The organism is Actinocorallia lasiicapitis, from assembly GCF_054778695.1.
In genome coordinates this window covers 1-11,508 of the sequence record NZ_BAAGZI010000170.1, presented here as the reverse complement: position 1 = coordinate 11,508, position 11,508 = coordinate 1, and the positions used below count along the sequence as shown (strand labels likewise).

General features: G+C 70.6%; 12 protein-coding genes. 1 reads left to right on the top strand and 11 read right to left on the bottom strand.

What is annotated here, in order from left to right:
* The 4 genes from ACYVE7_RS19205 to ACYVE7_RS19190 all read right to left on the bottom strand — a co-directional run.
* On the bottom strand, nt 1–790 hold a 790-nt coding region (locus ACYVE7_RS19205), incomplete at its 3' end, for a MerR family transcriptional regulator (RefSeq protein ID WP_460366327.1).
* A complete protein-coding gene (locus ACYVE7_RS19200) occupies nt 784–1,401 on the bottom strand; it encodes a HEAT repeat domain-containing protein (protein WP_460366326.1) in 618 nt (205 codons plus the stop codon). The genes ACYVE7_RS19205 and ACYVE7_RS19200, both read right to left, overlap by 7 nt.
* A 47-nt stretch (nt 1,402–1,448) precedes the next feature.
* Entirely contained in the window at nt 1,449–2,678 is a 1,230-nt protein-coding gene (locus tag ACYVE7_RS19195; protein WP_460366325.1) for an RNA polymerase sigma factor, read from the bottom strand.
* A complete protein-coding gene (locus tag ACYVE7_RS19190; RefSeq protein ID WP_460366324.1) occupies nt 2,675–2,998 on the bottom strand; it encodes a YciI family protein in 324 nt (107 codons plus the stop codon). The genes ACYVE7_RS19195 and ACYVE7_RS19190 overlap by 4 nt, the downstream gene beginning before the upstream one ends.
* 135 nt (nt 2,999–3,133) lie before the next feature.
* Between ACYVE7_RS19190 and ACYVE7_RS19185 the strand changes: the two genes are divergently transcribed.
* Nucleotides 3,134–3,835: a tyrosine-protein phosphatase gene (locus ACYVE7_RS19185; protein WP_460366323.1), complete on the top strand. Its 702-nt coding sequence runs from the start codon at nt 3,134–3,136 to the stop codon at nt 3,833–3,835.
* Nucleotides 3,836–3,862: 27 nt separating this feature from the next.
* Here the strand turns inward: ACYVE7_RS19185 and ACYVE7_RS19180 are convergent, their stop codons facing one another.
* The 7 genes from ACYVE7_RS19180 to ACYVE7_RS19150 form a co-directional block, all read right to left on the bottom strand.
* The gene (locus tag ACYVE7_RS19180) at nt 3,863–4,939 is read right to left on the bottom strand and encodes a hypothetical protein (protein ID WP_460366322.1); all 1,077 of its coding nucleotides are present in this window, start codon (nt 4,937–4,939) and stop codon (nt 3,863–3,865) included.
* Nucleotides 4,936–5,910 carry a hypothetical protein gene (locus tag ACYVE7_RS19175; protein WP_460366321.1) on the bottom strand — a complete coding sequence of 325 codons (975 nt, stop codon included), beginning with the start codon at nt 5,908–5,910 and terminating at the stop codon, nt 4,936–4,938. The genes ACYVE7_RS19180 and ACYVE7_RS19175 overlap by 4 nt, the downstream gene beginning before the upstream one ends.
* On the bottom strand, nt 5,910–7,280 hold the full coding sequence (locus ACYVE7_RS19170) for a hypothetical protein (RefSeq protein ID WP_460366320.1): 1,371 nt from the start codon (nt 7,278–7,280) through the stop codon (nt 5,910–5,912). Before ACYVE7_RS19170 ends, ACYVE7_RS19175 begins: the two co-directional genes overlap by 1 nt.
* Nucleotides 7,281–7,398: 118 nt before the next feature.
* Nucleotides 7,399–8,274, bottom strand: coding sequence for an aminoglycoside phosphotransferase family protein (locus ACYVE7_RS19165; protein WP_460366319.1), 876 nt, complete (start codon nt 8,272–8,274; stop codon nt 7,399–7,401).
* Nucleotides 8,274–9,308: a dipeptidase gene (locus ACYVE7_RS19160; RefSeq protein ID WP_460366318.1), complete on the bottom strand. Its 1,035-nt coding sequence runs from the start codon at nt 9,306–9,308 to the stop codon at nt 8,274–8,276. Before ACYVE7_RS19160 ends, ACYVE7_RS19165 begins: the two co-directional genes overlap by 1 nt.
* Nucleotides 9,309–9,516: 208 nt before the next feature.
* A complete protein-coding gene (locus ACYVE7_RS19155) occupies nt 9,517–10,533 on the bottom strand; it encodes a zinc-binding dehydrogenase (RefSeq protein ID WP_460366317.1) in 1,017 nt (338 codons plus the stop codon).
* Nucleotides 10,534–10,602: 69 nt separating this feature from the next.
* On the bottom strand, nt 10,603–11,508 hold a 906-nt coding region (locus ACYVE7_RS19150), incomplete at its 5' end, for a CU044_5270 family protein (protein ID WP_460366316.1).

Here is an 11,508-nt window from a genome sequence, read left to right as displayed (position 1 = left end):
CGGGGTCGGCGGACAGGGTGGCCAGGGAGTCGGCGGCATCGGCGTCGCTCCGCTCGTCGACGATCATGTCGAGGAGGGTCGGGACGGCGTCGGCCACGCCTCGGGAGCCGAGGGACAGGGCGGCCGCCCGGCGGAGCGCGGGGTCGGGGGCGGTGAGGACGTCGCGGAGGAGCGCGGTCGCCGCTTCGGTGGGGATCTCGATGAGGGACTGGACGGCGCGTTCGCGGATCGCGGGGTCCGGGGCGGCGAGGCCGTCCGCGAGGAGGGGCAGGGCGGCGTCGCCCGTCTGGGCCAGCGCCCAGCGCAGCGCGCCCGCGACGTGCGGGTCGCTCTCCCGCAGTGCGGCTTCGACCAGCGCTTCCACCGGCATCGCGACGCCCGACAGCGCCGACCGCTGGCGCTTTCCCGCGCTCTGCGAACTCAGGCCCTGGAGGAGCGCGACGACCTGGAGGACGTCCTCCCATCCGCCGGGCTCCGCGGCGCCGATCCGCTCCAGCCTGGTCAGGAGTTCGGTCTCGGCCGCGATCCGCTCGCGCGTCCGGCTGAGGAGATCGTCGACCAGGTCGGACGGGCGGAAGCCCGGATCGTCCAGCGCCCGCCCGACCTCACCCAGCGAAAGCCCCAGCGACCGCAGGCTCTCCACATGGAAGATCCGCCGGATGTCGGCGTCGGAGTACTCCCGGTAGCCGCCGCTGGTGCGGCCCGTCGGCCGCACCAGCCCGAGCGAGTCGTAGTAGCGGAGCATCCGGGCGCTGACGCCGGACCGCCGCGCCACCTCGCCGATCAGCATCCAGGCTCCCCGAGCGCCACGACCCGTTTCGCCTCCTCGACCGCGGCCTCGAACCCGAGCTCGGGATCGGCCAGGAGCCGTTCGGTGACGTCCGCGTGCTGCCTCGCCTCGCCCGTCACCGCGCGCAGCACCGGCAAGATCACTTCGCCGAGGCCGACGAGGGCCTGGCTGAGGCTCAGCCGCGTGTCCCGGCCGCCGCGGCCGAGCTGGGTCGCCAGCACCGCGGCCAGCGCGGCCTTCTCGGCATCCGGGACCAGGAGGACGGCGGCCCGCCAGGCGGCCCGGGCGACCTCGTCGTCGGGATCGGTCAGGACGTCCGGGGTGAGCACCGTCCAGGCGCGGCGGTCTCCGATCTTCGACAGGGTGTGCAGGGCCTGGCTCCGCGCCTGCCCCGTCCCGTCCCGGACCTCCGTGAGCAGGCGGGGCACCGTCACGGCCGCCGAGTGGCGGGTGAGGGCCCAGGTCAGCATGTCGCGCACGAAGAAGTCGGGCTCCACCGCGCAGCGCGCCACGAGCGCGTCGACGGAACTGTCGTCGGGCGACGTCCCGGCCGCCAGGGCCCGCTGCAGACGCTCCGACGCGTCGCCCCGGCCCAGCTCCGACATGATCATTAGAACCACCTCCTTCCTCCAGTGAAGACCCTGCCACGGTGTCAAGGTCAAGCGTCCGGCCTGATCAGCCGGTCGCGGCGGCGGGTCAGTTGGGCGATCTCGGCGGGGTTGGCGGCCAGTTCGATGGCCTTGGTGTAGGCGGCCCGGGAGTGGTCGGGATCGCCGAGGCGGCGCAGGAGATCGGCGCGGGTGGCGTGGAAGGCGTGGTAGCCGTCGAGGTCGGTTCTGAGCCGGTCGACGGTGGCCAGCGCGACCCGGGGGCCGTCGAGTTCGGCGAGCGCGATCGCCCGGTTGAGGGCGACGATCGGCGACGGGTCGAGCCGGATGAGCTGGTCGTAGAGTGCGACGATCTGCGTCCAGTCGGTGTCGCGCATCTCCCGCGCGGACGTGTGGACGGCGTTGATCGCCGCCAGAATCTGGTAGCGGCCGGGTGATACTCCTGTGGCCAGGCGTTCCCGGACGAGCCGATGGCCCTCGGCGACGAGCGCCGCGTCCCACCGGCCGCGGTCCTGCTCGTCGAGAGAGATCAGTTCGCCGGTCGGCGTGACCCGCGCGGCCCGGCGGGCCTCGGTGAGGAGCATCAACGCCAGCAGCCCGGCCGCCTCGCCGTCCTCCGGCAGCAGGACGCGGACCAGCCGGGCGAGCCGGATCGCCTCACCCGTCAGATCCGGACGAACCGGGTCGGATCCGGACGCCAGATAGCCCTCGTTGAACACGAGATAGAGGACGGCCAGCACCCCGCCGACCCGGCCCGGCAGATCCTCCGCCGACGGCACCCGGTACGGAACCCGCGCCGCCTTGATCTTGGTTTTGGCGCGGGTGATCCGCTGCCCCATCGCGGTCTCCCGCACGAGGAACGCGCGGGCGATCTCGGCGACGGTCAGCCCGCCGACCAGGCGCAACGTCAACGCCACCCGCGTCTCCATGGCCAGCGCCGGATGGCAGCAGGTGAAGATCAGGCGGAGCCGTTCGTCGTCGATGACACCGAGCGGCTCGGACGGTTCGCCGTACCGCGACTGGGCCTCCCGCTGCCTGGCGTCGCGTTTGTTCTCGCGCCGGAGCCGGTCGACGGCCTTGCGGTGGGCGGTGGTCGTCAGCCAGCCGCCGGGGTTGGGCGGCACCCCGTCGTCCGGCCACCGTTCGACGGCGGCCGCGAACGCCTCGGCCGCCGCCTCCTCCGCGACGTCGAGATCCCCGAACCGTCCGGTCAGCACGCCGACCACCCGAGCCCACTCCTCCCGGTGGGCCCGGACGATCGCGTCCCGCACGTCGCTCACAGGAAGGGCCGCACCTCGGTCTTCCGGTTGCAGGCCCTCGACCCGTCGGCGGCCAGCTTCAACGCCACGTCGAGGTCGGGCGCCTCGATGATCCAGAACCCGATGAGGAATTCCTTCGACTCCACGAACGGCCCGTCGGTGAACAGCGCCGCCCCGTCCCTGCCGTCGATCACCGTCGCGGTGTCGGGCCCGCCGAGCCCCCCGGCGAACACCCAGTGCCCTTCGGCCCGCAACCTCTCATTGAACTCATCGATCGCCACCTCCTCCTCGGCCGTGGCCAGTTCCCCCGACTCAGCGATCACCGAGACCAAGTACTGCATCCAGCTCTCCCCACCTCCGGCGGCACCGCTTCAGGCACCCGCTCACCCCCACAACGAACCCCCACCCCCCGATCCGACACCCCTCCCCGAATTTCTTCTTCCGAACCCCCAAGCGATCTTGTCCGTCCCACAGGCATGAACACGGATCGAGACCTGTGCTGGGACGGCTGCGTCAACGTCAGAGACCTGGGTGGCTTGGGAAGCATCCGGCGAGGCGCGCTGGTACGCATGGAGGCCCCCACCTACCTGACCCCGCAGGGCTGGGCGGCGGCCTACGACCACGGCGTCCGCACCATCCTCGACCTCCGAAACCTCACGGAAGGCGACCCCGACCTCACCCCGCGACCCGCAGAAATCACCCTGGTGCACACACCACTGGATCCCGTCGGCACCCCGTTCTACGAACGCTGGCTGAAGATCGACGGCCTGGGCACGCCGCTCCACTACCAGGCGCTCCTCGCCGAACATCCCGAACGGGTCGTCGCCGCGCTCCGTGCGATCGCCGACGCCGCCCCGGGCTGCGTCGCCTTCCACTGCGCGGGCGGCAAGGACAGAACCGGCCTCCTCGCCCTGATCCTCCTCACCCTGGCCGGAGCCACCCCCGACGAGATCATCGCCGACCACCTCCTGACCTACGACCGCATGAAACAGCGCTACCTAGACCACGGCGCCGGAGACCAACGAGCCCTCACGACCAAGATCCTCGCCCAGCACAACACCACCATCGAAGCCACCCTCACCGCGACGATCACCTCCCTCCCCCTCCCCGACCTCCTCCTCTCCCACGGCCTCACCCAACCAGAACTCACCCGCCTCACCACCCGCCTGACCACCTGACCCCGCACGGGAACGCTCGGCTTTGGGTTAGTTGATGTTGATGTAGGTGGTTCTGCTTGACGGGAGGTGGTTCACGTGGCCGGGGAAGGACACCTTCCAGTGGCCGTCCTTGGTGGCCTTGAAACGCATCTTGAACGCGCCGTGCCGCAGAAGTTGCTGGCCCGCCTGCTGCCAGGTCTTGGCGCCCTTCGGCTTGTACCAGTACACGGCCCGGCCGCCCTTCGCAGGAAAGTAGCCGCCCAGGACGCTGCCGGAGATCGTGAACCTGGCACCGCGCTCGGGCGTCTTCGGAGAGACGCGCAGGGGAGAGATCTTCGAGGTCCGGCGCAGGTCGAAGAAGAACGCGCGGCTCAGCGCTCTGAGGTCGGTCCTGACCGGCGAACTGTTGGGGCTGTACCCGACGTACTCCAGCCGCCAATAGCCGCGAAGCGGCCATTGCATGTTCTTCGCGATCCTCCCCCAGGACAGCCGACCGGCGTCGGACGTTTTGCCCAGGAACACGCCTCCACCGAGGTCCCACTGCTTACCGTCAGACGAGTAGTTGAGGTTGACGGCCGCCCGGGCGACGGAACGGTGGAAACCGGTGAGCCTCGGCCGGATCAGGGTCGTCTCACCGGTGAGGGAGGAGCTGCCGGAGTGGGTTTCCCGGCGCAGTTTGAGCCCGCTGAACACCGTCAGGTCGCCCACGTCCATCCGCACGTCGTCTGAGCATCGGGTATCCACCGAGGAGACGGTTCTGATCCCGAAGCAGGCGCGGAAGGAACCGTCCGCCGTCACCGGCTGGGTGGTGGAGAAGGTGCCGTCCGGCGCGGTCCTCAGATTGGGGATGGGCAGCGAGTAGTTCTCCATCTCCCGGTAGTAGTGGAGCTCTATCGGCTGGGATCCGCCCGGTCGCCACGACCCGTCGGCCTGGCGGAACTCGAGCAGGCCCCTGACCGTGGCCTTGCCCCCCACTTCGAACGGCCGGAGCACACTGGCGTCGCTCGACGCGGACACCCGGACGTCGTCAACGGTCATCTCGGCGGCATGTGCCGCGGGGGTGACGGTCATCCCGAGGGCGGCGGCCGCGAGGACCGCGATCGAAGCCCGCTGTGAACGCTTCACTTGATCTTCACCCACTTCGTCTTGCTGGTGGTCGACGCCGCGTGCTGGTTTCCGGTGAACACGACACGCCAGTACCCGCTGCGACGGTTCTTGAGGGTCGCCGCGTACAGGCCACGTGCGTTCGTCACGGTCGTCGTGACGTAGGTCCAGGCCTTCCGGCTGGACGCACGGAAGTAGATCTTGAGTTTCCGTTTCGGGAGCATCCGCTGGTCATCCAGGTCGAGCAGGTCGCCGGAGACCTTCACCTGCCTGCTCTTCTTCGCGTCGGCCGTGAACGACAGGCGCGTCCGGTCCGGGGCCATCGTGAGATGAACCGGTACCGACACGCTCTCGGCGCTGTGCGGGGAACCCCAGTAGTGCAGCCGCCAATAGCCTTCCTGGACGAAGGCACCGCGGGGGAACGCGGTACGCCCATAGGTCGCCAGACGGTCGGTCGACGCGACGAACCACCGCTGTTTGTCGCTGGAGTACTCCAGGCTGAGCAGCCCCGCGCCCATCATGCCGTTGGGCTGCTGCGCGTCGTAGCCGGGCCAGGACAGGCGGCCCAGCACCTGAAATTCGGTGTTCCGGTGGACGGGTCCCGTCGGCCAGCCGGTCGCCTCGAGCCGGGTCACGAAGGGATAGGGAAGGTCGACCTTGACCTCCGCCGGCGTGAACCGGTTCTGCCCGTCGTACCGCGCCCACCATGATCGGGTACGTCCCGGTGAGACCGAGACGCGCTCGCCGGTGAAGGTCGAAATCCCGGCTGAGCCGTCATAGCCGACCGTCACCGCCTGGGAGCCCAAGGGGTACCAGCCCTCGGGGCCTTCCAGCTCCAGGACCGGGTACAGGTCGACGACGCCCTCGGTCGAGGTGGCATTGACCAGCAGCCGGAGCCTGGTCCGCGGCGGTTCGTCGGCGTGCGCCACCGCGGGCGAGAGCAGGCCCGCTATGAGGGCCACGGCCAGCGCCGCCGCACGATTCCGGAACATCAACGTCCTCGATCCTTTCGGGCGTTCCCGGTCACCGCGAGGAACGCTCCTCGTGAGGTGGTGCCGAGATGGGTGGCGTCGGCGGCGAACACGGCGGAGAACTCGCCGGTGGCCGAAGCCCTGGTCCTGAACCGGAACCGGCCTGACGCATCGGTAGTGACGGTGCCGACGTGGACCGGAGTCGACCGGTCGGCGTCCAGGAACATGATCCGCAGGGTCCGTTTGGCAAGCGCCTTGGCGCATTTGCCCGCGGTGTCGCAGCTCAGGAGCCGCCCGCTGTAGATGACCGGCGAGCCGCCCTTCACCGTGGACGGGGCGACCTTCTCGGACCTGACACTGGCTTTCGCGCGCATCTCGACCCAGCGCCGCGCTTCGCTCGGCAACTGAACGCCTGCCCCGGTGAAGCGGGCGATGAGCGACCCTGTGACCCTGGTCTTGATCTTTCCGGCGAACGAGCCGTCCCGCTTGGTGCGGACCCTGGTCAACTCGACGGCCTTCGTGGTGCCGCGGCGCAGAGAACGGATCGAGACGGTCCGGATGCCCGGCGCGACCCAGGACCGTCCCTTCTTGACCGTCAGGCGTCCGGTGAAGGAGACGGTGTGCGCTGCCTTGCTGGTGCGCGTGGACAGGATCGTGCGGGTGCCGTCCCGGATCTCGACGCGCCGGAGCGGGCTACGGGAGGGGAGAGTGTAGGCGTTGCCGGCGAAGGCCACCCGCCAGTATCCGGAGGCGGTGGCCTTCGCCTCCAGCCAGAAGCGGTCGGTCGCGTCATAGCCGCCGAGGAGGCCCCTGTCCGCGGGCTTCCAGGTCCGTCCGTCGGCGGAGAACTCCAACGTGACCGGCTGGTGGTCGAGCGCTCCCGACCTCATGCCTCCCGACCAGCTCACCGAGCCGACGAACGTCAACATCGAGCCCGAGGCGACAGGTCCCGTCGGCTCGACGATCATCCTGAAGAACGTTCGCACGACCGAAGTGAACGTGATCTTGCGGGAGGTCACCGGCAGGCCGTCCACGTAGGAGGACGCCACCAGCGTCGCGCTGTTCTCGCGGAAATAGGCCCACGAACCCGGGACGGTCACCGCGTACCGGCCTGAGCCGTCGGTCCGGCCCCTCGCCTGCTCGAAGATCCCACCGGAGGTGGCGATGTAGGAGATGACGACCTCGGCGTCGGCCACGGGCTCCGCCGCCGACGTGCCCGATCCGCCCGTCCGGGTCAGGATGCCGCTGGCGTTCAGAGGCTCCTCGGTGACGTAGGGTCCGGGCACGTCGAGGCTGAGCACGGCCCCGTCCGCGGCGTTCGCGCTCTGCGGCGCCCCGGCCACTCCGGCGACGAGGAGCAGCGCGACGACGATCCAACGACTGATACGCATGGTGACCTTGGGAAGTGAGAGACAAAAGCCTCCTGGTTATATCAGACAGATAGTGACAATTCGCCCAAACGGTACGTTCGGGTCGTCTTCTCTGGGGGTGGAGGAGGCCGCGTCACGGTCAAGGGGCGGCCAGGGCCGCGGAGCGGGTTTGGCGGGCGATGGTGGCGAGGGTGGGGTTGGTGGTGCGGTGGTGGTGGTCGGTCATGAGGCCCCAGGCGAGGGCCCAGCCGCGGCCTCGGGCCCAGGTGGGGTCGTCGAAGCCGGCTGTGGTGCGGAAGGTGTCGCGGGTTTCGGGGGACAGGGTGGTCCAGGCGGGGAGGGCGTCGCAGGCCGGGTCGCCGGTGCCGAGGCCGCCGAAGTCGATGATGGCGGTGAGGCGGCCTGATCGGGCGAGAAGGTTGGTGGGGAGGAGGTCGCTGTGGGTCCAGACGGGCGGGCCCGGCCATGGGGGGAGGGTGAGGATCTGGTTCCAGGCTTCGGTGGCGCGGCGGGCCGTGTCGGGGTCGCCGGTGGCCGCCAGGTCGCGGAGGGCGGCGCGGACGGCGTCGTCGTGCGCGCTGACGGGACCGCCTCGGAACGAGGGAGGGCCGCCCGCGGTGTCGATCCGTTGCAGGGCGTGGAGGAAACGGCCGAGGCGGACGGCGGTGTCGTGCAGGTCGGTCAGGGGCGCGTCGAAGGCGTTGTCGCCGGGGAGCCAGCGGTACACCGACCATGGGAACGGGTAGCCGTCGGCGGGGACGCCCTCTGCCAGCGGAGCCGGGACGTCCAGCGGCAGGTGGGGTGCCAGCCGGGGAAGCCACCGCTGCTCCTTGGCCACCTGCCGGACGGCGTGCGGGATGCGCGGAAGCCGGACGACCATGTCGTCGCCCAGCCGGAACATCGCATGATCCGTCCCCGCCGACCGGACGCGGACGACCGGCAGCCCCGCCCAGCCGGGCATCTGCGCCCCGACCAGCCGCACCACCATCTCCCGCCCGATCGGGATCTCGCCCATCAGCGGCCACGCCCGAGTTCGGCGCGGAAAAGCCGCAGCACGTTCCCGCCGATGATCTTGGTAATGTCCTCTTCCGGGAGCCCTCTGCGGATCAGGGCGTCCGTCACCAGCGGCAGGCCGCTCGGTCCCTCCAGGCCGGGGACGCAGGCCCGGAGGTCGATTCCGCCGTACCCGGAGTCCTCGCAGCAGGGCGGCGTCAGGTCGGTCATGACCTCGCGCATGAAGTCGGGGCCGAGGCCGACATGGTCGATGCCCGCGACGTCGGCGACGTACTCGATGTGGTCGACGAGCCGCTCCACCGTGTAGCCGGCGGGATCGTCGCTCAGGAAGGGCGCGAAGAAGTTGACGCAGACGACCCCTCCGGTGGCGGCGATCCCTTTGAGCTGGTCACCGGTCAGGTTCCGGTGGTGGTCGCGCAGATCGCGGGCCGACGAATGGGTGGCGATCACAGGGCGGGTCGCGGTCTCCAGAACCTGCGCGATGCCGGAGGCCCCCAGATGGGAGACGTCGAACAGGATGCCGAGCTCCTCCATCGTCCGCAGCGCCCGCAGACCCGCGCTGGTGAGGCCGCCGCCGGTCGCGTCCTCACCGCTCCCGTCGGCCAGCGCGGTCCGCCCCCAGTGCGCGATCGACGCGACCCTGACCCCCAGCCGGTGAAGCGTGTGAAAGAGCTCCACATCCGCGTCCACGCCCGGAGCACTCTCCAAGGCCAGGACCAGCGCGATCCTGCCGTCGGCGAGCGCCGAGTCGATCTCCGCCCCGTCACGGCACAGCCGGACGGCGTCAGCGTTTCCCTCGGCGATGACGTGCGCGCACTCCACCATCCGCAACGTCTGCCGCAGCGCCCCTTCAGGCCGGAACTGATCGTCGACGAACACGGGCAGCACCTGCACCCCGACCCCGCCGTCCCGCAACTGAGGAAGCCACCGCTCCCGAAAGAACGCCGCCCACCGCTCGACCGGCCGCGCCACCACCGCCATCAGCAGATCGTTGTGGGTATCCGCGACCACACCCCGGAAATGAAGCTCGACCACCACCAGCACCCCCAGATGCGGAAATGCTCCGACAGTAGGCTGATCGCCCCCTATCGCGCCTCCGGTTTTCCCTCTGCCGCGACGAGGAAGCGCGGGGTGGCCGGTTGGCCCCAGGTGGGTTTGCCGCCGGGACGGCCATGGAGCCCGCCTGCCCGATCAGGATGCCGCTGAGGGCGCGCATCAGAACGGGCTGGTGGGCGCAGGGAGACTACGCGTCGCTGAGGAGGAGGGTTTTGCCGAGGGTTCGGCGGGATTCGATGGCGGTGTGAGCGGCTGGGGCGTCGGACAGGGGGAAGGTCTGGCCGATGAAGGGGCGCAGGGTTCCCGCGGCGGCTTCGGTGAGGGAGCGCTGGGTCAGGGCGCGGGCTTCGGCGGGGGTGAACTGGACCGGTTCGATTCCGGTGACGGTCACCCGGCGGCGGGCGGCCTCCTCGGGGTCGATGTGTGCGAAAAGGCCGCCGGCCGCGCCGTGGGCGGAGAATCTGCCGCCGGTGGCGATGAGGGTGAACGCGGCTTCGCCGAGGGGGCCGCCCGCGCCGTCGAGGATCACGTCGGGGCGCCTGCCGCCGGACGCGGCGAGTGCCCGCTCGGTCCAGCCGGGGGTGGAGTAGTCGACGGCGGCGTCCGCGCCGAGCTCAAGGATCAGGGCCAGTTTGTCCTGGCCGCGGGCCGCGCCCGTCACGGTGGCGCCGGCCGCGTGGGCGAGCTGGACGAGCAGGACGCCCATGGCTCCGGCCGCGGCCGTGATCAGGACGTGCTCGCCCGGCTGGATCTTCGCGTTGCCGAAGAGGGTGAGGGCGGTGGGGCCGTCGTGGAGCAGCGCGGCGGCCTGCTGGAGGCCCAGACCGTCGGGGACGGGGATCAGGGCGCCGGGCGTGGTGAGGACCTGTTCGGCGTACCCGTTCCGCCCGTCGGTCCTGACCGCGACGCGCCGTCCCAGCCACGCGGGGTCGACGCCCCGCCCCACCGAGGACACCTCGCCCGCGACCGCGCCGCCGGGAACATACGGCGGCCGCAGCGGAAAGAAATCCACCCCGAGACCCATCCGGACGACGGCCTCGACGAGCAGGACGTCAGCCGCGGCGACCCGCACCACGACCTCGCCCGAGCCCGCCACCAGGTCCGGCACCTCGACGCTGCGCAGGACCTCAGGCCCGCCGAATTCGGTGACTTCTACCAGGTTCATCATCGACCCCTCTCGCTTCAGGTTCCTGCGAAGCAGCATCCAACTTGAACCTTTGTTGAGGTCAACCCCTGGCTGATCCGGGCGTCGAACAGGCCCGGACCTGGAGGGTCAGGGGCGGGTGCCCGGGGTGTTGACGACGGCTGAGGATTCGAGGGCTTCGTCGGTGAGGACCGTGCCGGCCTTGATGATGTCGTCGGTCGGGGGGGAGGCGGTGAGGCCCTTGGGCATCGGGATTCGCTGGTCGACGGTGGTGACCACGCGGCTGCCCAGGTAGGTGTGGGCGGTGTCGCCGATGATGAACTCCTCGGTGAGCCGTGGGGTGCCGCCCGTCCGGATCACGGAGGTGCCGGGGCGTCCGAGTGCGTCGGCCGTGCCCTTCTTGATCTGGACGTTCGGGATCAGGGCGATCGCCCGGTAGACGGTCGCCCGCATCGAGCTCGGCAGGCTGGCGCCGTCGTCGAGGAAGTCGGCGAGCCTGCGGAACACCCACTGGTCGCGTTCGTCGGCCGAGCTGAAGGGGGCCTTCCGCTCGGTCATGTAGGCGTCGGCGCGCTCCGTCATCAGGGCGAGCAGCGCGGCCGGGTCGGCGGGGAGGGTCCGGTAGTAGTCGTACCACTGGGCCGGGGTGCGCTCCTCGCTGTCGGTGTTGTGCTCCACCCACTTCTCGTTGACGATCTTCAGCTCGACCTTGGCGCCGTTCGGCTCGTAGCTCGCGCTCTGCCGGCCGTCGAAACGGATCCAGCTCTCGGCGTGAACCAGAGGGTCGGGAAGACTGCCTCGCGTGGCGGCGGGCGCGGGCCGGAAGGTCTTGGAGTAGATCCACTGGTGGGGTGACGGGCGGACATTCGGGTGCTTCTCCGCCGCGGACGCCGCGCTCTCCAGGAACCGGGTGACGCTCACCGGCCGCAGCTCGACGGGGCTCTCGTCGCCGAGCACGGCGAACCCGGCCGCGACCGTCGCGGCGGCGGCCGTCAGGGCCAGGCCGAACCGCCAGGCCGGACGGGCACGGCGGGA